The organism is Streptomyces sp. NBC_00726 (genome assembly GCF_045161735.1).
Lineage (GTDB): Bacteria > Actinomycetota > Actinomycetes > Streptomycetales > Streptomycetaceae > Streptomyces.
Window position 1 is genome coordinate 2542565 of record NZ_CP108983.1, and the last position, 26080, is coordinate 2568644.

The 26080-nt window shown below is 69.6% G+C and carries 26 protein-coding genes, 1 tRNA gene and 1 pseudogene; 12 read left to right on the top strand and 16 right to left on the bottom strand.

Annotated features, from left to right (window positions below; translation table 11 throughout):
• Nucleotides 1-81: 81 nt before the first annotated feature.
• The 5 genes from OG338_RS11245 to OG338_RS11265 all read right to left on the bottom strand — a co-directional run bounded on the left by OG338_RS11245 (nucleotide 82) and on the right by OG338_RS11265 (nucleotide 5605).
• Nucleotides 82-1698: a DUF4157 domain-containing protein gene (locus OG338_RS11245; protein ID WP_405937186.1), complete on the bottom strand. Its 1617-nt coding sequence runs from the start codon at nucleotides 1696-1698 to the stop codon at nucleotides 82-84.
• A 241-nt stretch (nucleotides 1699-1939) separates the two neighbouring features.
• On the bottom strand, nucleotides 1940-2131 hold the full coding sequence (locus tag OG338_RS11250) for a hypothetical protein (RefSeq protein WP_405937187.1): 192 nt from the start codon (nucleotides 2129-2131) through the stop codon (nucleotides 1940-1942).
• Nucleotides 2132-2217: 86 nt separating this feature from the next.
• Entirely contained in the window at nucleotides 2218-3111 is an 894-nt protein-coding gene (locus tag OG338_RS11255; protein ID WP_405937188.1) for an SDR family oxidoreductase, read from the bottom strand.
• Entirely contained in the window at nucleotides 3108-4067 is a 960-nt protein-coding gene (locus OG338_RS11260) for an alpha/beta fold hydrolase (RefSeq protein ID WP_405937189.1), read from the bottom strand. Before OG338_RS11260 ends, OG338_RS11255 begins: the two co-directional genes overlap by 4 nt.
• Nucleotides 4064-5605: a flavin-containing monooxygenase gene (locus tag OG338_RS11265; RefSeq protein ID WP_405937190.1), complete on the bottom strand. Its 1542-nt coding sequence runs from the start codon at nucleotides 5603-5605 to the stop codon at nucleotides 4064-4066. Before OG338_RS11265 ends, OG338_RS11260 begins: the two co-directional genes overlap by 4 nt.
• Nucleotides 5606-5810: 205 nt before the next feature.
• Here OG338_RS11265 and OG338_RS11270 point away from each other — a divergent pair, with 205 nt between their 5' ends.
• Both OG338_RS11270 and OG338_RS11275 read left to right on the top strand, forming a co-directional pair.
• Nucleotides 5811-6455, top strand: coding sequence for a MerR family transcriptional regulator (locus OG338_RS11270; protein WP_405940388.1), 645 nt, complete (start codon nucleotides 5811-5813; stop codon nucleotides 6453-6455).
• A 178-nt stretch (nucleotides 6456-6633) separates the two neighbouring features.
• On the top strand, nucleotides 6634-7203 hold the full coding sequence (locus OG338_RS11275) for a hypothetical protein (RefSeq protein ID WP_405937191.1): 570 nt from the start codon (nucleotides 6634-6636) through the stop codon (nucleotides 7201-7203).
• A gap of 28 nt (nucleotides 7204-7231) precedes the next feature.
• Here the strand turns inward: OG338_RS11275 and OG338_RS11280 are convergent, their stop codons facing one another.
• Nucleotides 7232-8047, bottom strand: coding sequence for an exodeoxyribonuclease III (locus tag OG338_RS11280; protein ID WP_405937192.1), 816 nt, complete (start codon nucleotides 8045-8047; stop codon nucleotides 7232-7234).
• A gap of 49 nt (nucleotides 8048-8096) precedes the next feature.
• Between OG338_RS11280 and OG338_RS11285 the strand changes: the two genes are divergently transcribed.
• The 4 genes and pseudogenes from OG338_RS11285 (at nucleotide 8097) to OG338_RS11300 (ending at nucleotide 10127) form a co-directional block, all read left to right on the top strand.
• Entirely contained in the window at nucleotides 8097-8591 is a 495-nt protein-coding gene (locus OG338_RS11285; RefSeq protein ID WP_405937193.1) for a GNAT family N-acetyltransferase, read from the top strand.
• Nucleotides 8592-8716: 125 nt separating this feature from the next.
• Nucleotides 8717-9043 carry a hypothetical protein gene (locus OG338_RS11290; RefSeq protein ID WP_405937194.1) on the top strand — a complete coding sequence of 109 codons (327 nt, stop codon included), beginning with the start codon at nucleotides 8717-8719 and terminating at the stop codon, nucleotides 9041-9043.
• A gap of 153 nt (nucleotides 9044-9196) precedes the next feature.
• Nucleotides 9197-9380, top strand: a pseudogene (locus OG338_RS11295) (DNA-binding response regulator); the annotation flags it as partial.
• A gap of 462 nt (nucleotides 9381-9842) precedes the next feature.
• Nucleotides 9843-10127 carry a hypothetical protein gene (locus OG338_RS11300; RefSeq protein ID WP_405937195.1) on the top strand — a complete coding sequence of 95 codons (285 nt, stop codon included), beginning with the start codon at nucleotides 9843-9845 and terminating at the stop codon, nucleotides 10125-10127.
• 82 nt (nucleotides 10128-10209) lie between these two features.
• Here the strand turns inward: OG338_RS11300 and OG338_RS11305 are convergent, their stop codons facing one another.
• Complete coding sequence (locus OG338_RS11305; protein WP_405937196.1) at nucleotides 10210-14166, bottom strand: SGNH/GDSL hydrolase family protein; 3957 nt, start codon at nucleotides 14164-14166, stop codon at nucleotides 10210-10212.
• Between the two features lie 33 nt (nucleotides 14167-14199).
• Nucleotides 14200-14769 (bottom strand): hypothetical protein, encoded by a 570-nt coding sequence (locus tag OG338_RS11310; protein WP_405937197.1) that lies wholly within the window; start codon nucleotides 14767-14769, stop codon nucleotides 14200-14202.
• 537 nt (nucleotides 14770-15306) lie between these two features.
• Here OG338_RS11310 and OG338_RS11315 point away from each other — a divergent pair.
• Both OG338_RS11315 and OG338_RS11320 read left to right on the top strand, forming a co-directional pair.
• On the top strand, nucleotides 15307-15813 hold the full coding sequence (locus tag OG338_RS11315) for a hypothetical protein (protein ID WP_405937198.1): 507 nt from the start codon (nucleotides 15307-15309) through the stop codon (nucleotides 15811-15813).
• Nucleotides 15813-16772, top strand: a complete 960-nt coding sequence (locus OG338_RS11320) for a hypothetical protein (protein ID WP_405937199.1) — start codon at nucleotides 15813-15815, stop codon at nucleotides 16770-16772. Before OG338_RS11315 ends, OG338_RS11320 begins: the two co-directional genes overlap by 1 nt.
• A gap of 92 nt (nucleotides 16773-16864) precedes the next feature.
• On the opposite strand, the gene OG338_RS11325 is transcribed toward OG338_RS11320, so the two are convergent.
• Nucleotides 16865-17482 (bottom strand): hypothetical protein, encoded by a 618-nt coding sequence (locus tag OG338_RS11325; protein ID WP_405937200.1) that lies wholly within the window; start codon nucleotides 17480-17482, stop codon nucleotides 16865-16867.
• A 277-nt stretch (nucleotides 17483-17759) separates the two neighbouring features.
• Between OG338_RS11325 and OG338_RS11330 the strand changes: the two genes are divergently transcribed.
• Nucleotides 17760-18899 (top strand): PP2C family protein-serine/threonine phosphatase, encoded by a 1140-nt coding sequence (locus OG338_RS11330; RefSeq protein ID WP_405937201.1) that lies wholly within the window; start codon nucleotides 17760-17762, stop codon nucleotides 18897-18899.
• Nucleotides 18900-19092: 193 nt separating this feature from the next.
• On the opposite strand, the gene OG338_RS11335 is transcribed toward OG338_RS11330, so the two are convergent.
• A complete protein-coding gene (locus tag OG338_RS11335; RefSeq protein WP_405937202.1) occupies nucleotides 19093-19854 on the bottom strand; it encodes a phosphotransferase in 762 nt (253 codons plus the stop codon).
• Nucleotides 19855-20191: 337 nt separating this feature from the next.
• Nucleotides 20192-20779 (bottom strand): hypothetical protein, encoded by a 588-nt coding sequence (locus OG338_RS11340; protein WP_405937203.1) that lies wholly within the window; start codon nucleotides 20777-20779, stop codon nucleotides 20192-20194.
• A 140-nt stretch (nucleotides 20780-20919) separates the two neighbouring features.
• Here OG338_RS11340 and OG338_RS11345 point away from each other — a divergent pair, with 140 nt between their 5' ends.
• The 3 genes from OG338_RS11345 to OG338_RS11355 are packed head-to-tail and all read left to right on the top strand — an operon-like array spanning nucleotide 20920 to nucleotide 22921.
• Nucleotides 20920-21516, top strand: coding sequence for a TetR/AcrR family transcriptional regulator (locus OG338_RS11345; RefSeq protein ID WP_405937204.1), 597 nt, complete (start codon nucleotides 20920-20922; stop codon nucleotides 21514-21516).
• A gap of 59 nt (nucleotides 21517-21575) precedes the next feature.
• A complete protein-coding gene (locus tag OG338_RS11350) occupies nucleotides 21576-22247 on the top strand; it encodes a hypothetical protein (protein ID WP_405937205.1) in 672 nt (223 codons plus the stop codon).
• Nucleotides 22244-22921, top strand: a complete 678-nt coding sequence (locus tag OG338_RS11355) for a Fic family protein (RefSeq protein ID WP_405937206.1) — start codon at nucleotides 22244-22246, stop codon at nucleotides 22919-22921. Before OG338_RS11350 ends, OG338_RS11355 begins: the two co-directional genes overlap by 4 nt.
• Before the next feature lie 19 nt (nucleotides 22922-22940).
• Here the strand turns inward: OG338_RS11355 and OG338_RS11360 are convergent.
• The 5 genes from OG338_RS11360 to moaC form a co-directional block, all read right to left on the bottom strand.
• Nucleotides 22941-23014, bottom strand: a tRNA-Ala gene (locus OG338_RS11360).
• 97 nt (nucleotides 23015-23111) lie between these two features.
• Nucleotides 23112-24242, bottom strand: coding sequence for a gephyrin-like molybdotransferase receptor GlpR (gene glpR / locus OG338_RS11365; protein WP_405937207.1), 1131 nt, complete (start codon nucleotides 24240-24242; stop codon nucleotides 23112-23114).
• A gap of 135 nt (nucleotides 24243-24377) precedes the next feature.
• Nucleotides 24378-25001 carry a GNAT family N-acetyltransferase gene (locus tag OG338_RS11370; protein ID WP_405937208.1) on the bottom strand — a complete coding sequence of 208 codons (624 nt, stop codon included), beginning with the start codon at nucleotides 24999-25001 and terminating at the stop codon, nucleotides 24378-24380.
• Between the two features lie 17 nt (nucleotides 25002-25018).
• Entirely contained in the window at nucleotides 25019-25534 is a 516-nt protein-coding gene (locus tag OG338_RS11375; protein WP_405937209.1) for a molybdenum cofactor biosynthesis protein B, read from the bottom strand.
• Nucleotides 25531-26031: a cyclic pyranopterin monophosphate synthase MoaC gene (gene moaC / locus OG338_RS11380; RefSeq protein WP_405937210.1), complete on the bottom strand. Its 501-nt coding sequence runs from the start codon at nucleotides 26029-26031 to the stop codon at nucleotides 25531-25533. The genes OG338_RS11375 and moaC overlap by 4 nt, the downstream gene beginning before the upstream one ends.
• Nucleotides 26032-26080: the final 49 nt, after the last annotated feature.

Below are 26080 nucleotides of genomic sequence, written 5' to 3' on the forward strand. Positions count from 1 at the left end.
ACGCAGACAGAGCGCGCCCGGTCCGACCGGGCGCGCTCTTCTTGGGTCCATCCGGCGTCGGCCGGTGCACTGCCTGGGCCCCTACCCAGCCATCTCGACGTCGGACTTCTCGGACTCCTCGGAGTCCGATCCGTACTGCTGGCTCCCGTCCGGGCCGGTGCGGTGAGCAGTAGCCGGCTTGTACTTCTGGATCAGCGCGTCGAGCTCCTTCTCGTCCTTGACCCCTGCCGCGTTGGCGATCTTCGTGAGTCCGGCGTTCGCGGTGGCCCAGTAGCCGCCGGGCTTCGTCTGGAAGGTCAGCTGGGGAAGCTTCTTGTCCTTCGCGATCGACAAGGAGAGGAAGCACGAGGTGCACGGCCTCTTCTTGCCGGCGATCATCGCCGCACCGGTCGAGCCGGACTGAAGCAGGGCCAGCACCAGCTTCTGCTCCGCGTGAAGTTCTTCGAAGCCGGAACGGATGAAGACGATCTTCCCATCCATCTGCCCGGCCCCGATCGTCGCTGCGGCCTCCGTCGCCGTCTGAGCCGCCAGTACGCCGTCCTGCACGGCCATGGCAGTGGCCATGAAGGCGTTGACCGAGCCGTCCTTGCCGTTCCCCTCACCGAGGTTGGTCATATAGTCCGCCGACCTCTGGGCTCTTGCGTCGCCACCCGACCCGTGCGAGTCCCGCATGACATCGGCGAGCGTTCTCGCCACGAGGGTGCTCAGGATCTTGGCAGCGGTGTTGTTGTCGTTGCAGGCGACAAGAATCCCGCCGCCGACCCACATGACCTGGGTCTCCTGGTTCCCGTCGTCCTCGATGTAGGCCCTTCCGCTGTTGAAGAACTGCCGCGCAACGTGGCGCAGAGCCTGCTCATCGGTCTCCATACGGCGCTTGGCGCTGTTCTCGACGGTGTCGGGCCATTTCCCCCCGGCATAGGGCGTCTGCGTCCAGTCCGACGTCATCTTGCCCATGGACCGCTTTGTCGCCGCGGCCGGCACTTCCTTCGTCTTGGCTCGTTGCAGGTGGGGCCGGCCGTGCACCGGGGACGCGTCCTGCGCGGACGTCGACGGCATGTTTTCGGGGGCGTGGACCGGAGGCGTCCCGGCAAGGGCGCGCTTCGCGTTGGCTTCCGCCTCGCGCTCGAAGCGGTCCGCCGGGTCGGAGACCCTGAGTCCGCTGCCGTTGTCCGTGCCGGCGACGGGCCCCCGGCGTTGCTGGATGACGTGGGTCAACTCGTGGGCGAGGGTGTGCCTGTCGGCGCCGCCCGCGCCGATGACGACATGGTTGCCGGACGTGTAGGCGCGGGCACCGACCTCGGCCGCCGAGGCCGCGGCAGCGGAGCCGTCGTGGATGCGCACGTCCGAGAAGTCCGCGCCCAGCCGGGCTTCCATGTCGGTGCGGGTCGCGTCGTCCATCGTCCTGCCGGGGGCTCGGAGCACCTCGTGAACGGTGGACCGCTGCACAGGCGCCGTGCCAGTGGCCCCGGCCTGCCCAGCGGCCTGGTGGCCGCAGCCCGGACCGTGTCGGTGCCGCTCGGGCGGCGGCTGGGCCCAAGGGTGGCCGGCCTCTCGGAGCATCTGGACGACGGCGGCGTTCCCGTGCATGGCCTGGAGGGCCCGCAGCCCCTCGTGCCGCGCCTGCGGCGCCCCCGTCTGCTGCGCGGCCGGTGCCCGGTGGGGGCCGGTGGACTTCTTCAGATTCTCGTGATCACTCAAGGCCCGCTCCACAGCAACTGAGAATGGCGACTCTTCATGGATACATGGCCGGTGGAGCGGGATTCCAGGCCCGCGAGGGCAATACAGGGTGACCCGCGAGGGGTTCGCAGGGTGACCGGCCGTCTCCGGCCGAGGTTGAGGCGAGGGCGGCCGTCGGGGCCCCGCCGGGCGGCCCCCGGGCAGCCGGAAGGGGCGCACCCGGATGAATCCGGGTGCGCCCCTCGGCGTCACCGCACGGCCGTTACCGGTCGAAGCGCTCGCCGGCCTCGTCCTGGGCGCGCTGGGCGGCGTCCTTCGCGCGGTCGCGGCCCTGCTGGCCGGCGTCCTTGGCGCGGTCGCGGCCCTGGCCCTGGCGCTGACGGTCCTGCGCCTGGTCCTGCGCCTGGCCCGCGAGGTCCTTGGCCTTGTCCTTGAACTGGTCGGCGATGCCCATGCTGTTCACTCCTATGTGGTGCGTGGGGGTCGGCCCCGGTGGGGCCTCGACCAGATTCACACGGGCCGCCACGCGCCGCATGTCGATCAATCACGCTCCGTACGCGAGGCGCGTTCCTGCTGGTCAGCGGCGCCTCCGGCGCCTACGAGGCCCTTGCTCATGCCGTCCGTGCGGGAGGCGACCCGGCGCATCTCGCGCTGGCCGCCGATGCCGATGACGGTCGGCAGGCAGCCGCGTACGGACTGCATGCCGCGCAGCCACCACTGGGCGTAGACGTGGGCGGAGCGGCGCTCGATGCCGGCGACGATGCGGTCGACGGCGGGGCCGAGGGGGTACGTACGGTTCATGGGCCACGGGAGGCGCTGGCGCAGGTCCCGCATGACGTCGTCCTCGTCGGCGCCGCGCACCATGTCGGTGTCGGTCCAGGAGAGGTAGCCGACGCCGACCTTCACGCCCTTGTAGCCGACTTCGGCGCGCAGGCTGTGGGCGAACGCCTCGACGCCCGACTTGGAGGCGCAGTAGGCGCTCATCATGGGGGCCGGGGTCATCGCGGCGAGGGACGCGATCTGGAGGAAGTAGCCCCGGCTCTCCATCAGCACGGGCAGGAACGCGCGCGCCGTCACCGCGCCGCCGATGAGGTTGACCTCGATGACGCGGCGCCAGGCGACGGGGTCGGAGTCGACCAGGGGGCCGCCGGTGGCGACACCCGCGTTGGCGACGACGATGTCGACCTTGCCGAAGCGCGCCTTCACGTCCTTCGCGACCCGGGCCATCGCCTCGTGGTCGGTGACGTCGGCGTGCCAGTGGTCGCTTTCACCGTGGAGGCGGGCCGAAACCTTTTTCAGCTCGTCGGGTTCGAGGCCGACGAGGGCGAGGATCGCACCCCGGGCGGAGAGCTTGCGGGCGAGTAGTTCGCCGACGCCGCGCGCCGCGCCGGTGACGACGACGACCTGTCCTTCGAGACTTCCCGTGCCGCTCATGCGACCTCCTCCTTGCCCTCGATGTCTGTAGTACCCCGCGCGTCCCGGTCCGGTCCGGACGCAAGGTGGGCGGTCACCAGTTCCCGTATTTTCGCCGTGACGAGCTCCGGCGCCTCGACGGGTGTCATGTGCCCCATGCCCGTCAGCTCGGTGAGGCCGAGGCAGTCGGGCAGGGCCGCCGCGATGGCGCGGGCGTGGACGGGCGGGGTGAGCCGGTCCTCCGTACCCGCGATGATCGCGGTGGGCACCCGCAGCTCCCGTACACCCTCGTCCAGGTCGAGCTCCGCGAGGACGTTCCCCCATGCGACCCGGGGTATGCGGGGGCAGGCGTGCACGATGCGGGCGCAGGTGTCGACCCGGTCCGGGGCCGAACCGGCGCCCATCGTCCCGTACTTCAGTATCCGCCGGGAGACGGGCGTGACCGGTCCGAGCGGGGCGCGCGCGCCGAGGACCGCGCGGGTGAGGCGGGTGCGTACGGCTCCGGCGCGCATCGGCACGACCAGCGACTCGGCGAGCAGCCGGGAGCTGCCGGTGCTGCACAGCAGGACGGCGGCGGCGTGCTCGCGCAGCTTGGGGCGGCGGGAGGCGGACATGATGGTCATGCCGCCCATGGAGTGCCCGGCGATGACGGCCTTCTCGCCGGGGGCGAGGGTCGCGGCGAGGACCGCTTCGAGGTCGTCGGCGAGGGCTTCGGTGCTGTAGCCGCCGGGGGCGGCGGCGGGCGAAGTGCCGTGGCCGCGCTGGTCGTAGGCGATGACGCGGTGGTCGACGGCCAGGTCGCGTATCTGCGCGTCCCAGAAGCTGGTGTTGCAGGTCCAGCCGTGGGAAAGGACGACGGCGGGCGCGCCCTCCTGGCCGTGGATCTCGACGTGTACCCGGGAGCCGTCGGCCGAAACGGCGAGGAGTTCGCGGGCGGCCACGGGGCGGCGGCCAGCGACGGGCAGGGGGCGGCTCATCGGACGGCCTCCTCGGAGACGGTGCCGCCGGAGACGGTGCCGCCGGACGTGCGCTGGGCGGGGACGGACGGGCGCAGGACCTGGTATTCGGACAGGTCGACAGTCCGGGTGGCCTTGCGGAACTCGGAGGTGGTGCCGGGCCAGACGGTGGTGTTGCGGCCGTTCGCGTCCAGGTACCAGCTGTTGCAGCCGCCGGTGTTCCAGACGGTGCGCTTCATGCGCTCCTGGACGCGGCGGTTCCAGGTGTTGACGGCGGAAGGGCGGGCATCGAGCGCCGCCTTGCCGCCGAGGAGGTCCAGCTGGCGCAGATAGTCGGCCATGTAGTTCAGCTGGGACTCGATCATGAGGATCATCGAGGAGTTCCCGAGCCCGGTGTTGGGGCCGATGATCGTCATCCAGTTGGGGAAGCCGGCCGCGCTGGCGCCGCGCAGCGCCTGCATGCCGTCCTTCCAGGACTCGGTGAGCGTGATCCCGTCGGCGCCGACGACGCGTTCGGCGATCGGCATGTCGGTGACGTGGAAGCCGGTGCCGAAGATGATCGCGTCGACCTCGGCCTCCGTACCGTCCGACGCGACGACCGTGTTGCCGCGGATCTCGGCGAGGCCGGAGGCGACGACATCGACATTGGGCCGGGCGAGGGCGGGGTAGTACGTGCTCGACAGCAGAATGCGCTTGCAGCCGATGCGGTACGAGGGGGTCAGCTTGGCGCGCAGGGCGGGGTCCTTGATGGCGCGGGCCATGTTGGACTTGGCTATCCGCTCGACCAGGCCGAGCTGGTCGGGGTGCTTGGTGAAGGCGCTGACCTGCAATTCCCGGATGCCCCAGAGGAGTCCGCGACGGGCGGTGCCGGTGGCGGGCAGGGTGCGGTGGAGCTTGCGCTCCAGGCCGCTGATCTTCCGGTCCATGCGGGGCATGACCCAGGGCGGGGTGCGCTGGAAGAGCGTCAGCCTGCCGACCTTGGGCTGGATCGCGGGCACGATCTGGATGGCGGAGGCGCCGGTGCCGATCATCGCGACGCGCTTGCCGGTGAGGTCGGCGTCGTGGTCCCAGCGGGCGGAGTGGAAGACCTTGCCGGGGAAGTCGGCGAGCCCCGGGATGTCGGGCATCTTCGGGTCGGACAGCGGCCCGGTCGCGGAGACGACGACATCCGCGACGATCGTGTTGCCGTTCGCGCTGTCGATGACCCAGTGCAGCTCGTCGTTGTCCCAGCGCATCTGCTTCACCTCGTGATCGAGGCGCAGATGGGCGCGGAGCCCGAAGGTGTCGGCGACGTGCTCCAGGTAGGCGCGGATGTGCTCCTGCCCGGAGAAGGTGCGCGGCCACTCGGGGTTGGGGGCGAACGAGAAGGAGTACAGGTGGGACGGTACGTCGCAGGCGCAGCCGGGGTAGCTGTTGTCGCGCCAGGTGCCGCCGACGGAACCGGCGCGCTCCAGGATCACGAAATCGGTGATGCCTTCGCGGCGCAGCCGGACCGCGGCGCCGAGGCCCCCGAATCCGCTGCCGATCACCGCCACGCGTACATGCTCGTGCTGGGCCATGCTGCCGCCTCCCGCGGTACGTCACACGACTCTGCCAGCAATCACTGGCATGGTTGGGAGGGTAGAGCAGCGGAGTACCGATGGGTAGGGGGCGGACGAAGGAAAGTTACCGGCGGTACAACTTGCGGCTCGCACGCGTTTTCGCCGCCGGGGAGGCGGATAGGGTGCGGGGGTGGCAGAAGGACCCGAGCACCGCGAGTACCGCATGGAGGAGCTGGCCAAGGAGGCCGGCATCCCTGTGCGGACCGTGCGCTTCTACCGTGAGCGCGGCCTGATCTCGCCGCCCCGCCGCGAGGGCCGCATCGCCTGGTACGACGACCACCACCTGGCCCGCCTGCGCACGATCACGGGCCTCCTGGAACGCGGCCACACCCTCACCGGCATCGCCGATCTCGCCCGTACGTTCGAGAGCGGCCGCGATGTCGCGGAGGTGCTGGGCCTGGGCGAACCGTCCGAGGAGACCCCGGTCCGCCTGACGCCCGAGCAGCTGGCGGACTACTTCGAGGGCGAGTCCACGCCGGAGAACCTGGCGCTGGCGATGGAGCTGGGCTACCTGGGGACGGACGGCTCGGAGATCGTCCACATCAGCCGCCGCCTGCTGGACGTTTCGGCCGAGCTGGTACGGGAAGGGGTGCCGCTCTCCGCGGTGCTGTCGACCGGCCGCCAGGTCCGCCGCCACGCGGAGGCCCTGGCGGACCTCTTCGTATCGGTGCTCCAGGAGTACGGCGTGGACACGGACCCGGAGCCTCCGCAACTGCGGCCCCTGGCGCGGGCGGTGGTGGACGCGGAGCTGTCGATGGCGCTGGACCGGCGGCTGCGGCGGAAGCCTGAGCCGGAGGAGCCCGGGTAGGTTGCCGGGCCGACGGACATCACCCCCGCCACTCCGGCGCGACGGCGGGCGCCCTGCTCACCACCCAGTTCCTGACCACATCGCTCGGCACCGCGCTGTACGCCCCCTTCAGCGGCCCACCGTGGTGGGCCGCACTGTGCATGCTCATGGCGGCGGGGACGTACTACAGTCCCCGCTCGTGACCGATGCCGCGCACCGCACCGCCGTGGACGACGACGCGCTTCTGGAGCGGCTGCGGGCCCTCGCGTGGGGTACGCGGAATGCGCGCCCCGCTGCCCGCTGTCTTCCCGATCGGCCCTTCCCGCCCCTCACGGGGACGGAAGTGAACCTCACCGAACGCGCACTCGGGCACCCCTTGCCGGAACTGCTCCGGCGCGTCTACACCGAGGTGGGCGACGGCGGATTCGGCCCGGAAGGCGGCCTCGCCTCGCTGACGCCACGACGCGTTCCGAACTGGCCGGTCCCGGACTGGCCCTGCGCGACGACCCTCCACGCCGGACGGACGGAGCGGGGGGCGCCGGCCTCGTGGCTCTACCTGACGGCCGGCGGCTGCACCATGGAGTGGTACGTCTCGCTCACCGCCGTCGGCCACCCGGTCCTGCTCTGGGACGCCGACGGCTGGGAGCCGGACCGGGGCCAGAGCCCCCACGACGGACTGCGGTACGCGGCATCGTCGTTGAGGCAGTGGCTCTGGACCTGGGCGGACGGCGGCAACGTCTGGGACGACGTACTGACCCACACCGAGTAGGGCGCGGCGCCCTCGCCCTACCCCGCCCCTACTGCTCGTACACCACCGTCACCGGCGCATGGTCGCTCCACCGTTCGCCGTGTGTGGCGGCCCGTTCGACCCATGCCTTCACGGCGCGGGCGGCGAGGCCGGGGGTCGTGATCTGGTAGTCGATGCGCCAGCCGGTGTCGTTGTCGAAGGCGCGGCCCCGGTAGGACCACCAGGAGTACGGGCCCTCGACGTCCGGGTGCAGGGCGCGTACGACGTCGACGTACGCGGCCTCCGTGAAGACGCGGGTCAGCCAGGCACGCTCCTCGGGGAGGAAGCCGGAGCTCTTGCGGTTGGCGCGCCAGTTCTTGAGGTCGGCCTCCTGGTGGGCGATGTTCCAGTCGCCGCAGACGACGACCTCACGGCCCTCGGCGGCGGCGCGCGCCTTCAGGCCGACGAGGTAGGGCAGGAAGGCGGCCATGAAGCGCTCCTTCTCGTCCTGCCGCTCGGTGCCGACCTCGCCGGAGGGCAGGTAGAGGCTGGCGACGGTGACGCCGGGCAGGTCGATCTCGACGTACCGCCCGCTCGTGTCGAACTCCTCGCACCCGGCGTGCCCGTACCCGCCGAAACCGATCTGCACACGCTCGGGAGCGCGCCGCGAGTAGAGGGAGACCCCGGCCCGGCCCTTGGCGGCGGCCGGCGCGTGGACGGTGTGCCAGCCCTCGGGGTCGCGTACGTCAGCGGGCAGCTGCTCGGGCTCGGCGCGCACCTCCTGGAGGCAGATCACGTCGGCGTCGGTCTGCGCCAGCCACTCGACGAAGCCCTTCTTGGCGGCGGCGCGGAGTCCGTTTACATTCACGGAGGTCACAGTGAGCATTCCGGCACGATACCGACCAATGACGCCGCATACATGTACGATACTTCGCATGAATATCCACATCCGGGCCTTCGACCACCCCGACGCCGTCAAACTCAACGATCTCGTGCAGCTCGAATACGTCGAGCGCTACGGCGATGGGGGCGATGCCACACCGCTGGACGCCACGATGTTCGACCCGCCCCACGGCCTGTACCTGATCGCGTACGACGCGTCGGACCAGCCGGTCGCCACGGGCGGCTGGCGCTCCCAGGAGCGCAACGACGAGGGCTACTCGGACGGCGACGCCGAGCTGAAGCGGATGTACGTCATACCGGAGGGCCGCGGCCTGGGCCTCGCCCGCCGCATCCTGGCCGCCCTGGAGGCCGACGCCCGCGCCGCGGGCCGCACCCGCATGGTCCTGGAGACCGGCGACCGCCAGCCGGAGGCCATCGCCCTGTACCTCTCCAGCGGCTACACCCCGTGCGAGAAGTTCGGCCACTACCGCACGTACGAAAGCAGCCGCTGCTTCGCGAAGCCGCTGCGGGGGAACGGCGGGCTCTGACGCCCACTCAGGCCGCTTCCCCGCGCCCGGGCCACTCAACCGCGGACGAGCGGACCGATCCGCGGGAGCGTAGCGTTGGCTGTTAGCCACACCCTCGGGGGCCGTGCCCGAGGAGGCGTCTGACGATGACTACCGGACCCACCCCTGCCTGGGGTCCTCCCGGCGAGGTACCGCCGCCGGCTTCCGGCCCCGCCCGAAAGCACCACCGGATCTTCCTCTGGGTGTTCCTGGCGGTGCAGGCGCTGTTCCTGGCCGGGGTGATCTCAGGCGCCGGCAGCAACGACCACGCGTCCTGCAAGGGAATGGTGGGCGACGCCCTCAAGACCTGCCAGGACGCCGGTGACGCCGGCACTGTGATCGGAGTGGGACTCCTCATCGGCCTGTGGGTGGCGGTGGACCTCATCCTCGGCATCACGTACGGCGTCTACCGGCTGGCCCGTAAGCGCGCCTGAGACCCGTCACCGTTCCCGTCAGCCCGCCTTCGCAAACGCCGCCCTCAGGGCCGTGATCCGGGTGAGGAACGCCACCCGGATCACCGGCAGCAGGACCGCGCGAACCCACATGAAGGTGTTCACCGTGTGACCGGTGGCGGCCACCGCGACGACCGCGCCGAGACGCCGGGGCTGCCCGTCCTGATCCTGTCCCAGTACGTGGAGCAGCTGTACGCCCGCGAGTTGCCGGCCGACGGGTCGGGCGGCGTCGGCTACTTCCTGAAGGAGAGCGTTCGACGCGGACCAGTTCATCGACGCGCTGGAACGGGTCGCGGCCGGCGGCACGGCCATGGACCCGGTCCTCTGGGCATCACGGACGACGGCTCGACGAACCGCCGCGTACTGGCGGTGCCGGCGTACCTGAACAACCCCTGCCGAATCCCGTCAAGGCGAGAACCAGCCGCTTTTCGGAAACCTGCACCCTTTCAGACTCCGATTTCCTCATGACTGAGCCGCCGCACCAGGCGTTTTCGAGCCAAAGAAAAGGAAGACGGACCGCCCGCACTCCCATAATTGACTTCACCCCACCCCGTTCCACGAAATCTCCCAACCATCAGAAAATCCTGAAGGAGATAACTGCATGCGAACCGACCTTCGGCCGCGCACCAAGCGTGTGCGGCAAGGCATCGTGTCCGTCGCGGCTGCCGTGGCGGTAATAGGTGGCATCAATTTGGCCTTGGCCCCCAGCGCCTCAGCCAGCGGGTACGGCTGTTCCGGATCGGTGGTTTACTCGAAGAACCTCATGGGGGAGAGTGGAGTCTTGTCCACGGCCTATCTCTACTACTCCTCAGCCAACGGCGGCACCAACTGCGCTGTCCTGGTGGCGAAGAAGTGGGCAGGCACTCGGCACTTCATGCACATCTCGATCCAGTTGTCCGGCGTGAGCTCCGGGCTGAAGGAGGACGAGGGACGGTTCACGTCCTACGCCGGCCCCGTCACTCTGACGCACACGAATGGCCACTGCATCTCCGGCACCATGTGGGAAAATTCGCCGGACGACAACCACCAGGCGGGCGCTGCCATCAACAAGGTCGCCTGCGGATAGCTTCCGAAGGCCCGCACCGCATAGCCCTCCGGGGGCGTACCACAAAGTGGAACGCCCCCGGAGGGTTTTTCGGCAACGCGTGCTAACCGGCGAGGGTTTCCTCGAATGCCTTCGCGTAGTGGACGGTTCCCGAGACCTTCGGGTGCATCGACTTCATCGACGGCTCCGGCGGGTCTTTGTCCGCCTTCGAGCGGCCCGTCATGACGAGGCCGTTAATCGTTTCGGGATCACCGCAGATCGCCTCTCCGTCGAATTCGTCCCGCGGGTCGGAGAAGACCGCGTACGTCCCGGCGTCGGCGACCGCCCCCCGCATTTCGTCGGCGAGCATGTCGGCTACCCCGTTGATCCAGTTCGCTTCTTCCATACTCAGGCCCATGAGGCACGAACCGATGTGTTCCAGAAGCCTTGGATAGCCCATGAGCACGATCTTCGCGTTCGGTGCCGCGGCGTGAATCGCGGCCAGTGTCTTCACGAGCCGGGGGCGCACCGTCTCATGTGCCCAGACCGGCGCCCAGTCCTCCAGAGGAGGCGTCGCGACACCCGTCTTGTCCCCGGTGTCCGGGTTGCGCGCGTCAATGGTTTCCCCCATGCACGCGCCGTCCAGGGATGTGAGGCACGCATTGAAGATATCGGAGAATCCCATGTCGTTGCCGCCGACCGAAATCGGTACCAGGGTGGTGTTCTGGTCCAGGTATCCCTGTTCGATCTGCGGTAGTTCACCACTTTGGGAACGATTGAGGATGCTGTAGTGACGGGCACCGGAGCAGGCGATGAAGTGGTAGTCGAGACCTGACCACCAGGATTCCTCAAGATCCGCCGTCGTCGAGGTCTCGCCGGGAAGAACCGCTCGCCGGGACCAGGCGTACTTCGAGCGATGGCACTTGTCCGTCGAATCACCGCTTCCGGCGTAGTCCGTCTCCGCGAAGTAGTCGTCGCCGCCGTTTTCCGAGGCTCCTTCACCCGAGGAATACGAGTCGCCCATGGCAACTTCAACGACGCTCGGTTTACCCTGAAGCGGCTGGAAGGCGACCGCATCCCAGGCCACATCCTCGTCCGCGGTCCCGTCCTCGGTCGCATTCGTCAGTGTGACCGTCGGTGTTCCCGTGAAGTGGAACGCTCCGAGGCTCACCCATCGGTTGGAACGCTGCACCACGACTCTCTTGGGACTCTGACTGTCAGAGCCGCCGACCTGGTAGGAAGCCTGCCTTGTATGGGCACCCGTATCCGGCAGATGAACCATGACACGCGCCCACGTGAGGCTGTCGTCCAGCGTCCACGTTCCCTTGATCGTCATCGGCCCGTTCGCGCCACCGAGGTGAGCGGCATTGCGCGTGTGGGCATACCAGAAGTGCCCTTCGTTGCCACCACCGATCTGATACAGGTCGGATTTCGCCTCGTAGCGGCCGTCCGCGTCCGGTTGGAAGTCGAAGGAGAAGTGGCCCCAGTTCTTGGCCGTCTCTCCACACGGCCCATAGCTATTAGTATTTCCGGGGAACGATTCGACGACAAGGGCTGTCAACGGCAGACCCTGGTTGTCGCAGCGCGGCTCTCCGTTCTTCAGACGGGTGCCGCGCCCTGGTTCGGAGACCAGGGATTCGTATTTGATGTTCTCGTGGCCGCAGGTGAGACACTTGGCCTTCCAGGTCGCATTCGGCTCGTGCCACCAGTACTGCGTGTAGCAGTCGGCGTCGGGGCAGTCCGGAGGGTTGGCCGCGTCGCATCCGTTGTGCGTATTGCAGAACGTGTCCAGCGGAGGCTTGACATCGCGGCGCTCGGCGTCGTTCGTCCACCAGGCCGGCCGGAATCCGGCCGTCGCGTATCCCGACTCCCCCGGCCAGTCCTGCCGGCCGGAAGTGGCGTAGGAGTAGCCGGTGTCGATGGACCAGGCGGACCAGCCCATCACCTTCTCCTCGTACGGCCAGTACTGAGGGTGCGCCGCGTCCCAGGGCCAGTTGAGCGGATCGGCCGTCATGTCCATGAACGGATCACGGTCCGGCGGGTAAATCGGGTTGGCCGGGTTGTTGTACCAGCCCAGACCCCAGTTGCCGTTTTTCCCCTCGTCCGAGCGGGGGTTGAAGCCGAGGTTGTAGTTCCACAGCGCGGCGAACCAGTTCTCCACGCGAGAGGGGTCGTCATTGTTGATGGTGACGGTCTGCCCGACCTGGTGGAGCTCGTTCCACTTGTCGGCGAGGATGTAGAGGGAGGCGGCGACGTTCACGGTGTAGTCCAGAGCGACCGCGCGCTGGACGTCGGGGTCGAGGAGCTTCTCGTCCTTCTTCCCGTGACCCGCGATCCGCATACCGTCGGTGACCTGGCCGACGCCGTAGCCGCAGTCGGAATCCTCCCAGTGGATCTTCCAGTAGTCGGCCGGATCGGACCCCTTGTGTCCGTAGAAGCCGGCGTAGGAGGCGAGCGGGTTCCCCATCTGACCGGGGATGGAACCGGGCTCCGCTTGCCAGAGGTTGGACTCCTGCGCCATCACACCCAGCAGCACGTTCGCCGGTATGCGTCCGCCGCCGATGAGATCGGGGCGAGGGAAGAGCCCTTGCGGGTCCACGGTTCCGAGGCCCAGCTGGTTCCGCCAGTCGCCCTGCTCGACGCGCCCCGAACGGAGCTCGTTACGCACGGCCATATCGACGGCCCACTCGACCTGGTTGGGCGTGGGCTGCAGCGCCAGGGACTTGACGTCGTTCCGGGGTACGGAACACCAGCGATCAGTGTCCACCGGATCGTGCGAGACCCCGGCAGCCGCCTTGGCCGTCGGCGCCGAGCCGGAGGTCAGTGCGGGCGAGAGGGACGCGTTGCCCATGCCGGAGCCCGAGTCCGGGACGGTCTGCTCGATCGCCTTCCCGGTGGCGGCGGCGGTGGAGGTGACGGTGACCGGCTCGGCCGGATCGACCGTGTCCGGGGCGCCCGCCGTCTGCTGCGGGGTAACGGTCGCGGTGGCCTCGGCCGCGTCGAATCCCTTGCCGGCGTCCTTGATCCGGGCCAGTCCGTGGCGGACGCCGGGGGTGATCACAGGATTGACGGCCAGCCGCCCCAGGGTGGACACGTCCGTGTCGGCCGGGACGTCGAGCCGGGTGACATCGGCGGCCGGGTCCGGCCGGCTGCTGGGCTTCCCGGTGAGGAAGACCCGTCCCCGGCCACCCTGGCGCAGGTCGATGTCGCCCAGCTTCCCAACCGCCAGCACGGAGGGCTTGCCGCTGCCCCGGAACAGCTTGGCGCGTGCGGTGTCCTTTCCGGACCGTTCGACGTAGGCGACGTTCCCCCGGGCTGTCGGGCGGATGTCGAAGGGGGTGGTGTCGCCGGTGACCAGGGGGGTCACCCTGCCACCCTGGCCGATCCGTACCAGCTGGTTGCCGCGCCCGGCGACGACGCCGCCCCGCACGGGAACCGCGCTGGTGACCTCTCCCGAAGTCGCGTACGAAGCCGTGGTCTTCCCCGATGTGTCGACGGTAACCACGCGCGTCCGGGTCTTGCCCGGGTCGTTCATGTCCCGGAACGCCGTGAACGCGGCCGTGTGCGTGACCGTGTTGCACGAGGGGTCGAAGTAGGCGAGCGACGCGGTGAAGGCCAGCTTGACGACCTTGCCGGTGGTGGTGTTGACGATGGCGGCGAACGCACCGCCCTGCATCAGGTCGGGCTTGTTGGTGAAAGTGCGCGGCGCGTATACAGCGGCGACATGGTCGGCGTCCATCACGCACTCGTTACCGATCCAGCTGTCCGCCGGCACACCGGGCTCGGCCAGGATGGCCGCCGTCTTCCACTCGTACGCCTTGCTCGAATCGGCGACAAGGATCTGTAAGCCCTTGGTGTCGGCCGCCGAGGTGAAGGCCCTGTCCTTCGTCGTGTTCCAGCCCTGGCCGAGCTTCTTGCCCGGTTCCTCGACCTTGACCGGCGGAACCCTTGAGGTGGACCGCTTGTCAGGTGGCTTCGGCTGTGTGTCCGCCGAGGCCGGCAGGGTCTGCACGACGGTGGCCACAATGGCCGTCGCAGCACAGGCGGCCATGGCGGCATGGGCCCGTCTGGGCACCCGCATGACAATTCCTCTCTTTGATGTAAACGTGACAATTCACCGCGAGCGGTCCACGGTGAAGTAGACGTCGCCGGAATCCGGGCCCAGAACATCGAAGACCAGGACGGTTCCGTAGCGCGCCCGCGCCGCTGTCAGGCTCATGTGGGCAGCGGGGACGACCTCGCATCGCTGATAGATCCGGCCGGTCCCGCCCGAAGGGCACGGCGCGGGCTTCTCAACCTCGTACGGGAGTGGCATACCGGGCCGGTCCCAGTCGATCCGAAGCCCCGGGGACTCAAGCCTGGGGCCGGGCATCAGCGTGCCGTCGGGGTACTTCCCGCGGTCACGGTGGTAGCGGAGCGCGTAGGCCACCGTGCCGCCCGCACCCGGCACGTCCTGCCCCGTCTCGGTCTGAGGGCCCCAGGAGGCGATGTGTGCCGCCCGGATACGGGGCAGCACATCGGTGATGTTCCCGCTGACGCCGAAGTGGACGGTGGCCTGAATGCCGCATTCGAGGGCATGTGGATCCGCAGGCTCCAACAGATCGCCATCCGCGGGAGTGACGCAGCGATCGAGGAACCGGGTGCGAAGGTGCACCAGTCCGTCGACAGCGGTCAGGCCCGCCACCAGCTCCTGGACTCTGCGCTCCTCGGCCGAACGGCGTGCGGACGCCACCGACGACCGGGCCTCCTTCCTCAACTCCTTCTCCGAAGGCCCGCCTCCGTCGGAGCACCCCGCGGTCGACCCGACCAGCACAAGAGCCAGCAGGACCCCTCCCACCTGGTGGACCGGGCGCCGGCCTCGATGCGTCCAGGGCACGTTCATCTCGGTATTCACACCCCCCACCCTCCGCCGAACGCCCGGATCGGTGCATGAGTAGGAGCACCTGGAACCGGGACCCAGCCGATGCCCGCCGGAGCCCACAGCCCGGGTCGGACCCAACCCAGGCTTCAAAAACGATGCATCTGCAAGTAGACCAACGGAGACAATCACCCGACCGGCCGGAAGTAAAGACCATCGAGGGCCGTTGACGCAAATACGTCAACTCACTTTTTCTGAAACGGACTTGACGGCTAAGGCCCTAGGCTGAAGCATGCCCGACGGAGCATCGAATAGCTGACTGACAGTGAAAAGTTCCACGCACTCGAAGAGAAAGGGGTCAGCATGAAGAGAACACGCATAGCCGGTTGCCTCGTAAGCGCCGCCGCAGCGGTGGGAACTCTATTGGTAGCCGCTTCACCCGCGAACGCCTACACGACCTACACCGATGATGAATGCAGTTCGTCCACCCGGTGCTTTGCGATCTTCTTCAACTCCAGACAGAAGATCGGCATCTTCTCCAGCGCCTGCTTCATCACGAACAGGACAGAGAATTCACACTTGGGCTACGACTATCTCACATCCTCGGGGATGCAGCAGGTGCGTTACATGTTCAATGAGGGATACGGGTTCAGCAGCCTGCCGAACGGAAGTGTCTGCCGGGGAACCGATCCGGGTTCGGGGTGGAGCGTAAAGAACAATGCGGCCGGTGCATCGAACGGTGACACCCGGTCGCACCGCGTCTACTACAACAGCAACCTGATGGGCACGTCCCAGACCATCGAGTCCGGAGCCAACGACAATCTCGTGGCCGCGCTGAAGAACAACAACGCCAGCAGTAAGAGGCTGTGATGAACTTGCGACGCTCCCTCCAGGCCAGTGCCGCGGCCCTCTGCCTGTCAGCGCTGGTCGCCGGCTGCGGACAGTCGGTCAATGGCAGCAGCACGATCGACACAAAGAACGTTTCGGCTACCAGTCCGGAATCCCCAGGACCTCGCGTCTTCCATGAGAAATGGCCGGAGAAGGTTCCCTCGCGGGGACTCGCCAAGGGGCTCGCTCTGCCCCTCGAAGAGTTCATGACCTCCTACGCGGACGAAATCGCCGTCCAGGAGGCGCGGGACGCCGCGGAGACCGCGTGCATGCGCCGATACGGCTTCACGGACTGGCGCACCGAGGATCTCGGGGTATCGCCGCCGGTGTCGGACAATGCCTCAAACATGCCTCGGCGCTACGGCTTGAGCATCCTCGCCGAGGCCAAGGAGTACGGATACCACGTTCCGAGCACGGGAACCGAGAGCACGCCCCCGCCCGAGCAGGAGGCTGCCGGGGCCGCAACCGTTCTGCGGGGTACGGACGGGTCCGAGAAAGTCATGTCGTTCAAGGGGAACGCACTCCCCGAAGGCGGCTGCACCGGTGAGGTCAACCGCAAGGTCGGAACGCTGGAGCCACATGTGGTCGAAGAGCTGAGCAGCGAGAGCTTCCTCCAGTCGCAGAAGGAACCCGCCGTTGAGAAGGCCATGGCCGCGTGGTCCGGGTGCATGAAGGACCGGGGCTACGACGCGCCCACTGTCTGGGACACTGACAAGCTGGTGGGAGTGCAGAGCCAGACTCCGACGGACAAGGAAATCGCGATTGCCGTCGCGGACGTCGAATGCAAGCAGGAGACCGATCTGATCAAGATCTGGTTCGATCAGGAGTCGGCCATCCAGCGACAGCTGATCAAGAAGAACCAGGCGTCGCTCAGTGGCGCGCGGCAGAAGGCGGAGAAGACGCTGGACGTCGCTTCCGGCGTGACCGCATCCCTTCGCTGAACGCGAGGGGCGTCCAGCCCGCCCGCGAAACACCCGTACGTCGATGGCCCGGCCGTGTGCGCGGCCGGGCCATCGACGTACGGCGGCTCTTTCTACCGGTAAACGTCCACGACCAGACGGTCGGGCTGGGTCAGAGTGAAGATGTTGTAGCCAGTGGAGGGACCGAGCGAAATCCCGAACTCGGAGATGCCCGCGTGGTAGCTCGTCAGCTGGGCGCCCTTGATCGTAGGCAGTCCCATTTCCTGAACAGCCGGGTCCTCGTAACCCGCGCTCAGGTTAGCCGGCTCCATCCTGACGAAAAGATAGGAATCACCGACGGCGTCGAGGTGCTCGGTTTTCCCGCTCATCGGAGTGTACTCACCCGTCGTGTTCGTCCATGTCGTGTATTGCGTCTCGTTGGTGAGATCGAACACGAGGCGGTCATATCCCGTGTGCGTCGCGGCACGAATTCCTTGGAGGCACGTAGTCGGGCACGCGGTGATGGTTCCGGCGTTCGTCACGGTTCCCGGGCCGGTCGCGGCGGTCGCGGCGGTCGCCGCCGGCAGCATGAGCGCCGGGACGGTGGCGAGCAGCACAGCAAAGCGAACCCGTATGTTCTGAGCATTGCGCATATCCAGCTGACCCTTTGCGTAGAAAAATATGGAATGCATGACACAAAACCCGTCCCGGGTGACGGGTTTTGCATTCGCGGGATCTTCGCTGGATAACATAACACCTCTGCCCGCTTACGTGAAGGTAAACCCGGAAACCAGGTACAGCTAAATGAGAGGAACGTCGCCGAGAAAATTTTGCACGCTACCCCATGGGCAGGGACATAAACATTCCCTTTCGCAATGTGAGCAAGTCCCGCCGGGCCTCCGCCCGCCACTCGCCGCCCCGCCCGTCCGCGAGCGGGATGTCCCGGGCTGCCCAACAATGGCTGTGTCACGTGAGCACAGGCAAGGGAGGCGTCGCGGATGCGTGCCGGGCGCGGTGAGAGGAGCGTCCGTGGCGGACGGTGACGGGCGGGACGGGGAGGAGCCGGCCGCGACGGGCCGGGGTCCCAAGGCGGCGGTGCTGGGCACCGCACTCGTCCTGTGCGTCCTGGTGGTGGTGCTGCAACTGAGCACCCCGCCCTCCGCGCACATCGCCGCGGTGCTGGTCGCGGTGCCCGCCGTCATCTCGTTCGGGTTCGGGCCGCCGGTGATCATCGGTTCGGCGGTGGTGGCGGCGGGAATCCGCTGGCTGCTCCTGCCCGCCGAGCCGCAGCGGATCGGCTCCGTGATCGGCACCACCGTGGTGATCTGCGTCATCGCCGCGCTGAGCTGCTTCGTGGTCCGGCGCGGCGAGCGGGAGTCCGCCCGGCTGCGGAAGGTGGTGTCCGTCGCCGAGACCGTGCAGCGGGCTGTGCTGCGCCCGCCGCCCGAGACCCTGGGCCATTTCCGTACCGCCGCGAGCTATCTGGCCGCCGCGCAGTACGCGCGCATCGGGGGCGACCTCTACGCCGTGGCGGACAGCGATTTCGGTGTGCGCGCGCTTATCGGGGACGTACGGGGGAAAGGGCTCGACGCCGTGTCCACCGCATCGGCCGTCCTCGGCTCGTTTCACGAGGCGGCGTACGAGGAAGAGACGCTGGGCCGCCTGGCCGGGCGCCTCGACGCCGGCCTGAACCGCTTCCTGCGCGACGACGAGGCGTTCGTCACCGCCCTCCTGATCCAGATCGCGCCCGACGGCCGCACGGAGGCGTACTCCTGCGGCCACCCGCCCGCCCTCGTACTGCGCGACGGCGCGGTCCGGGAACTCCCGGCCGGCACCGGCCTCCCCCTGGGGCTGCGCGCCCTCACGAGCGCCCCCGCGGACGCGGACGGCCCCCGGCCCACCGGAACGTTTCTGCGCCCCGGCGACACGGTCCTGCTGTACACCGACGGCATCGCGGAGACCCGCAACGAGACCGGGGCCTTCTACCCGCTCGCCGACCGCCTGACGGCCTACCAGCGCGCCCATTCCCCGCCCGTCGCCCCGCAACACCTGCTCACCTGGCTGCTCGACGACGCCCAGGACTACAGCTGCGCCGACACCTACGACGACGCGGCCCTCCTGGCCCTCGCCTGGCCACCCGGCCGGGGCGACGGGCCGGGCGGCGGCTGACCCGTACGCCTCAGGAGGACCGGCTTCACTCCGGTGATGCCCCCGGGGACGGGGAGACCCCGGGACGGGCCGTATGGCAGCCGACCGCCCCGGCAGATCCGCACGCTCTGGGCCGAGCCGCCGGCCGCCCCGGCCGCCCCGGAACACCCCGCAACGCTCGAAGGCTCCGGCCGATGAGCCACGAGCCGCCCGCTCACTCCCCGCCGAGCAGCGCCCCGCGGTTCGCCCGGAGCCAGTCGCCCTCCTCGCGCATCTCGTCCGCGTCGCCCCGGGCCAGGAATCCGGCCCACGGTTCGATTCCCCGCGCACCCAGCCGCCGGATGCGCCCGGCCTCGCGTGCCTGGAGCTCCGCCAGGGCGTCCAGCACCGCCGCCGGCCGCTCCCCGTAGGCGGAACAGAGCACCGCGAGTCGGGTACGCGCCTCGGCATCGGGCTCCCGGCCGGCGGCGGCGGGGCGCAACGGCACGGCGTACCAGGCGAGTTGGGCCAGGTCGTCGACGGCGTGTCCGGGAGCCGCGAAATCCCAGTCGATGAATCCGGTCAGGCGGTCGCCGTCCCAGATGGAGTTCCACGGGCCCAGGTCGCCGTGCCGGATCACCATGCCCGACTGGCATTCCCCGTCGTACCCCCGCCAGCGGGCGTCCGGCGCGGGCCGGAAGTCACGCACGGCCCCGTGATAGTCGCGAAGCCAGTGCCCGAGTTCCACCAGTCCGTCCGCGGAGCGCAGACAGGGGGGCCACGGTTTGAGGGCGGGGTCCCCATGGAGCAGGGACAGCACCTCTTCCCCGCCGTCCACGCCGAGCGCACGGGGAGCCCGGTCGAAGCCGGCCGTTTCCAGGTGCCCCAGCAGTGCGTGCACCGCCGGCGTCCACTCCCCCACGGGCCGGCGGATGGTGTCGCCGACCCTCCGGACCGTGGTCACGCTGCCCTGGTCGCTCGCCCCGTCCTCGATCATCCGGCGATGATAACGGCCCTTTCCCCCGTACCGATTTCCCTGGGGAGACCACCATGACCCGTCTCGCCGACTGCCCCGACCTGCGCGCGCGTCGGCCATCCAGATCGCGACCGCCCCGGACGGCCTTCGGTATTTCGCGAGTTCGAGTTCCACGTTCGCCCAGCTGTAACCGATCAGGTCGTCAAGATCGACCAGATCCGCGCCCCAGCGTGAACGCGGTGAAGAAGACCCCGCGCTCCTCGGTCTCCCGGTAGAAATCCTCCGGGCCCGGCGCCGCTGGCCGGAACCGGGAGATGTCAGAACGTGCCACCGAGCCTCACCCGGTCGGGGCGAACCGTCACGACGACGACGTGACCCGCTCGCGCGGGCCCTCCTTGCCGGAGCGCCCCAGGCGCAGGGCCGAGACGAGGAAGAAGACGCCGCCGGGAACGGCGTAGCCGATCGCGCTGGTGAGGGTGGGGTCGTCGGCGCCCGCCGACCCGACGAACGACGCCCCGGCCAGGACCGAGATGCCGCCGCTGAGGATCATCGGCCACTGGCCGCCCATCCGGCGCCGCGGAACGGCCACGATCAGCTGCACCACGCCCGCGACGACCGCCCACGCCCCCCACACCCGCAGCACCGCGGGAATCCCGGAGGCGGCGGCGATCCCGACCCCGGCCGCCGCGGCGAGGCTGACCGCCATGTTGACGTGGAGCAGCACCGGCGGGCGGGTGGCCCGGGACGCGTTGGCATCCACGACGGCGGCGCCCACGTCGAACAGCGGATAGAGCACGAGCAGCGCGGCCACGACCGGGCTGATCTCGTCGGCCGTCGCGAACATCACGAGGGCCCAGAGGATGGCGAACGCGGCGCGGACGAAGTACAGCCGCCGCAGTGCGGAAGCCGTGTGCGTGATGTCCGACGGGGCGGCGACAGTGCTCATGACGAACCTTTCGACGGGAGTACGGGGCGCGGCGGACCGCCACGTCACACAAGAACGAACGTTCTGTTCACCAGACTGGCAAGGTCGCATCGCTCTGTCAAGACCGAACGTTCTCCCTAGCGTCGAAGTAGGCTGGCGTCATGGCGCACAACGAATCCGAAGGCCGCCCGTCAGAAGCCCGGGACCGGCTCCTCAGCACGGCGACCCGGGTGTTCTACGCGGAAGGCATCCACTCCGTCGGCGTGGACCGCATCGTCAAGGAAGCCCAGGTGACACGGGCGACCTTCTACCGCCACTTCCCCAGCAAGGAGACCCTGGTCCTCGCCTACCTGACCGAGGCGGACCGCGCCCTGCGCGGCCAGACCGAAGCGGCCGTCGCCGCCGGGCTCCCCGCACCCGACACGCTGCGCGCCATCGGCGCGGCCATCGCCCACTCCATCCAGTCCCCCGGCTTCCGGGGCTGCGCCTTCCTCAACGCCGTCGCCGAGTACCCCGACCCCGCGGACCCGGTCCACCAGGCCGTCCTCACGCACCGTCAGTGGTTCCTGGACACGCTCACCGGCCTCCTGCGCACGATCCGCGAGGAACCCGCCGCCCGCGCGGCCCGCCACTTCGTCATGCTGCGCGACGGCGCGATGGCGGCCGGCTGCCTCTTCGACCCGGAGCTGGTGTCCGAGACCTTCCTCAACGGAGTGGAGGGCCTTCTCAAGGCCCAGGCATCGGCGTCGTTCACCTGAGGAAACAGCCACTCGATATCGAGTGGAGTCAAGGCGACCACGCAAGGCAGAGTGGGACGGTGAGTGAACTGTTGCCACGCGCTCTGACGTGGGCAGACGTGGATCCGGCCCGGCATCCGTTCGAGATGGACGACACCGCGGCGGAGGATTTGGCGGACCTTGTGGCACCCCTGCTGCCCAGCACTGAAGCCGCTCGCGAGGATCGCTGGCGTTCGCTGGATCTCGTCACCGAGCTCCTGGTGGGGCGGTACGGCCGATGGGCCTGCGGATGGAACTGGTCGGTCGGCGAGGGTGACTTCGACGGAGGCGTCGTCGGTGTCTGGTGCTGTGAATCCCATTCCATGACGACCCCGGATGCGACTGCCCCATTGGTCGTTGAGGCCCTTCGGGAATGGCGTGACTGGCTGGAGGACCTGGCAGAGCGATTCGCCGCCCTGTCCCCACCGGAGAACACCGCGACCCCCTCGACGGACCCCTGGTACTGGGAGCGGGCGTGCACGCGCCTGGTCACCGTGGTCGCCGACCGCACACAGGCCGAGAGCGGCTGGTACGAGCACTGCCTGCAAGTCCTCCGCTGGTTTCTCGCCCGCAACGGCATCGACGAGGGCCGGGCCGAGAAGACCGTCGAGAACGCGGTCGGCGGCCGGTTCGACAGCTGGACCGCACCGGACGTTCTGGTGGTCGACGCGGTGAGTTCGCGGTTCGCCGGAGGCGTGGGCGGCCTCGGATGACCCCCGGGCCCGGCCGGCCCAAGGACGGCCTTGCCGACTGGCTGCTCATCCGCCCCGAGATCCCCTGGCCGTCCTGGCGCGGCGCCCGCCTCACATCGGCGGCGCCGGCCCGCGACGGTTTCCGGAACTTCTTCCTCGTGACGCGAGGCGGACGTGACAGCGAGGGAACCTCACGAGTCCTGAACGCCCTTGAGACGGCCTTCGTCGACGCCGAGCAGGGCAGACCGCTGACCTTCGCCCTCATGGCGAAATGGCAGCGGGCTGTGCTGGGCCGCGACCTGGCCGGTTTCCGCACGACGCCGGCCTTCGCGAAGGGCGGACGGGAGCGCTACGGGCTGGCGCCCGATACCCCGGCACAATTCGAACACTGCCTGTCCGAGAGCGCCCAACCCGATCCGCCCCTCCCGTCCCGTGCCGCCCGGGCCTACCTGGACACCCTCTTCTTCCATCCGTTCACGGACGGCAACGCACGCGCGGCCGTCCTGGCGTTGGCCTTCGTCCTGGCCCGCGAAGGCGTCCCCCTCGACCAGCTGCACCCACTGCAAACCACCCGCTGGGCCAACGACGCGGAAGGCGCGGCCGATCTGGCGGTGCTCCTCGGAATCCTGATCACCGCCGCGGAGCGCTGGGGCCGACAAGCCGAAACGACGAAATCCCGCCCAGCCAAAGGCTGAGCGGGATTTCTTTGTGCAGTGGACCTGTGGGGATTTGAACCCCAGACCCCCTCGATGCGAACGAGGTGCGCTACCAGACTGCGCCACAGGCCCTTGCGACGTGTGAAACTCTAGCACCCTCCGAGGGGTGCTCGGAAATCCGTTCCGCGCTGGTCAGCCGTGGCGTGGCTCACGGCCGTCCGACGCGGGGTCACTCGTTGGCCGCGCGGGGGCGGTCGCCGTCCTCGTACTGGTCGAAGAGCGGGGTGCGGCCCCGGTCGCGGGAGCGGCGGGACTGCGGGGAGCGCTGGCGCGGGGCCGGGTCCACCGGGGGTGTCGCGGGGTCCGGGTGCGCGGGCTCGGCGGTGCTGGAGCGGGCCGCGCTCCAGGTCTCCGGGTTGCCGACCTCGACCCCGCCCGTGGCGCGCGGGGCGACCGGGGCGGTGACATAGGTGGGCAGGGGCACCGGGACCGGCTCCCAGCTGTCGCCCTGGACCCGGCCGCGCTCGCGCTGCTGGTCCACCCACTCCGCGTGGTCCGTCTGCTCGACCAGGGCGCGGCGCCCGGCCTCCTGCGGGGAGACCGTGGGCGTCGGCTCGGGGGCCGGGTGGCGCGGCTCGGAGTCCTCGTCGGCCTCGGCCGACGCCGTGGTGGCGGGCTGGTGGCGGCGGGGGCGGTTCTCGCGGAGCCGCTGGGCCGCCACCTCGGCGCGCCGCTGGTCCATGGTGAAGGCGAACCGCCGCCGCTCGTGCGACCTCAGGTGCGCGATGTACGCGCTGAGGAGCACGGCCGGGACCGCGGGCGCCCACAGGAAGCGGAGCCCGCCCACGGCCGCGACGATCGCGCCGAGCGTGAAGGCGAGGAAGAGGATCACGGTGGTGCGCCGGCGGCGCGCGAGGACCTGGAGGCGCTGTGCGCGCCGGGCGCGTTCCGCGTCGATGCCGCCGGGGCGCGCACGCCGGGCGGGAGCGGGGTCGGGGGCGGCGGGCTCGGCGCCACGCCGCTTGCGGGGGGCGCGCTCCGGCGTACCGGCCGGGTCGTGCACCCGGGCCTCGGTGTGTGCCGGGGGCGCGGCGAAGGCCCGGACGTCGACGGAGTCCATTCGGTCCGTGCCCGCGTCCGGGTCGGCGTCGGGTGCCGCCTCGTCCTCGGTGCACTCCTGGAGCCCCTTGGCATAACGGCGCTCCATCGCCGCCCGGCCGGAAAGCAGCCGGATGGCGGTGCTGAAACGCTCCGTCGGACGCTCTTCGTTCAGCTCGTCCTGCCTGCGGAGCCACATCGGCACCAAGTAGGCGGCCCAGGCCCCGACGATGACTGCGTAGATGAGGCCGCTGCTGCTCACATCTCACACCGTAGAGGGGTTTGCGCGGAGGGATCCGCCAATTGGCGCGGTGTGTCGCACGATCCGGCCGATATCGCGGACTTTTTCATGAGGGCGCGGATCAGCCGATCGTGAGCAATTCGAACAAACTTTTTATTATGTGGGAGGCTCCGGCTGATCCGTACGGGGAACGGGCCGTGAGCGGTGCCATCTCCGCAGCAGCCCGTCCGGCACTTCGTCCGCGGTGAGCGCGTAGATCAGATGGTCGCGCCACGCCCCGTCGATGTGCAGATAACGCGGGCGCACCCCCTCCTCGCGGAATCCGAGTTTCTCCACGACCCGCCGGCTCGGCCCGTTCTCGGGCCGAATGCACACCTCGATGCGATGGAGCCCCACCACCTGGAAGCAGTGGTCGACGGCGAGCGCGACGGCGGTCGGCATCACCCCGCGCCCGGCCACCTCGCGGTCCACCCAGTAGCCGACGTGCCCCGAGCACATCGAGCCCCAGGTGATCCCGGCGACGGTCAGCTGCCCGACCAGCCGGCCCCGGTACTCGATGGCGAACGGCAGCATCCGGCCCGCGTTCGCCTCGGCGCGCAGATGGCGGATCATCTGGCGGTACGTGGGCCGCTGGGCGACCGGTCCGCCGGGCGCGGGCGGCGGGACCGTCGCCTCCCAGGGGCGCAGCCAGTCCCGGTTGCGCCGGTTGACCTCGCGCCAGTCGCGCTGGTCGCGCAGCTTGATGGGCCGGAGGGCGACATCGCCGTCCGCCAGGGTCACCGGCCAGGTCGCGACGTTCAGCTCGGGCTCCCGGGTCGGGGGTGGTCGCCGCCGCGCAGCTGGTCCACCGCGTGCACCAGGAGCCGTCCGAGGACGGCGAGCCCGTCGCGCACTCCGCCGGTCGAGCCCGGGAGGTTGACGATCAGGGTGCGGCCGGCCACGCCCGCCAGACCGCGCGAGAGCGCCGCGGTGGGGACCTTGTCGCGGCCCTCGGCCCGGATCGCCTCGGGGATGCCGGGCACCTCGTGGTCGAGGACGCGGCGGGTGGCCTCGGGGGTGCGGTCGGTGGGCGAGATGCCCGTACCGCCGGTGGTGACGACCACGTCGTACGCGGCTGCCACCGCGGTCCGCAGCGCCTGCTCGACCGGGTCGCCGTCGGGCACGACCTCCGGGCCGTCGACGGTGAAGCCGAGCTCCGTCAGCGCCTCGGCGATCAGCGGCCCGCCCTTGTCCGCGTAGACCCCGGCGGACGCGCGGTTCGACGCGGTCACGACGAGGGCGCGGTACGGGGCCGGGGCGCCGGTGGCGCTCACGCGTCGGTCCCGGGGGCCTGGGCGCGTACGTAGTCGCCGGACTTGCCGCCCGACTTCGCCTCGACCCGGATGTCCGTGATGACCGCGGCCTTGTCGACCGCCTTGACCATGTCCACGACGGTGAGCGCGGCCACCGACACCGCGGTCAGGGCCTCCATCTCGACGCCCGTGCGGTCGGCGGTCTTCACCGTGGCGGTGATCTCCACGGCGTCGTCGGCCACGCTCAGCTCGACGCCGACGCCGGAGACGGCCAGCGGGTGGCAGAGGGGGATCAGGTCCGGGGTGCGCTTGGCACCCATGATCCCGGCGATCCGCGCGGTGGCGAGGGCGTCGCCCTTGGGGACCCCCTCGCCCCGGAGCAGTTCGACCACACGCGGCGACACGAGGACCCGGCCACTGGCGCGGGCGACGCGCGCGGTGACGTCCTTCCCGGAGACGTCGACCATCCGGGCGGCCCCCGCCTCGTCGATGTGCGTCAGCCTGTTCTGCGTACTCAACTCACTCCGCCTAGCGGTAGGGCGCCGGATTCCCCGGGCCGCACCGGGG

Coding starts and splice junctions, on each gene's coding strand:
- OG338_RS11315 (WP_405937198.1), top strand. CDS start 15,307: ATGAAGAGAACACGCATAGCCGGTTGCCTCGTAAGCGCCGCCGCAGCG.
- OG338_RS11355 (WP_405937206.1), top strand. CDS start 22,244: ATGACCCCCGGGCCCGGCCGGCCCAAGGACGGCCTTGCCGACTGGCTG.
- OG338_RS11340 (WP_405937203.1), bottom strand. CDS start 20,779: ATGAGCACTGTCGCCGCCCCGTCGGACATCACGCACACGGCTTCCGCA.
- OG338_RS11270 (WP_405940388.1), top strand. CDS start 5,811: ATGGAGGAGCTGGCCAAGGAGGCCGGCATCCCTGTGCGGACCGTGCGC.
- OG338_RS11320 (WP_405937199.1), top strand. CDS start 15,813: ATGAACTTGCGACGCTCCCTCCAGGCCAGTGCCGCGGCCCTCTGCCTG.
- OG338_RS11260 (WP_405937189.1), bottom strand. CDS start 4,067: ATGAGCCGCCCCCTGCCCGTCGCTGGCCGCCGCCCCGTGGCCGCCCGC.
- OG338_RS11345 (WP_405937204.1), top strand. CDS start 20,920: ATGGCGCACAACGAATCCGAAGGCCGCCCGTCAGAAGCCCGGGACCGG.
- OG338_RS11255 (WP_405937188.1), bottom strand. CDS start 3,111: ATGAGCGGCACGGGAAGTCTCGAAGGACAGGTCGTCGTCGTCACCGGC.
- OG338_RS11250 (WP_405937187.1), bottom strand. CDS start 2,131: ATGGGCATCGCCGACCAGTTCAAGGACAAGGCCAAGGACCTCGCGGGC.
- OG338_RS11265 (WP_405937190.1), bottom strand. CDS start 5,605: ATGGCCCAGCACGAGCATGTACGCGTGGCGGTGATCGGCAGCGGATTC.
- OG338_RS11305 (WP_405937196.1), bottom strand. CDS start 14,166: ATGCGGGTGCCCAGACGGGCCCATGCCGCCATGGCCGCCTGTGCTGCG.
- OG338_RS11280 (WP_405937192.1), bottom strand. CDS start 8,047: ATGCTCACTGTGACCTCCGTGAATGTAAACGGACTCCGCGCCGCCGCC.
- OG338_RS11290 (WP_405937194.1), top strand. CDS start 8,717: ATGACTACCGGACCCACCCCTGCCTGGGGTCCTCCCGGCGAGGTACCG.
- OG338_RS11325 (WP_405937200.1), bottom strand. CDS start 17,482: ATGTTATCCAGCGAAGATCCCGCGAATGCAAAACCCGTCACCCGGGAC.
- OG338_RS11285 (WP_405937193.1), top strand. CDS start 8,097: ATGAATATCCACATCCGGGCCTTCGACCACCCCGACGCCGTCAAACTC.
- OG338_RS11335 (WP_405937202.1), bottom strand. CDS start 19,854: ATGATCGAGGACGGGGCGAGCGACCAGGGCAGCGTGACCACGGTCCGG.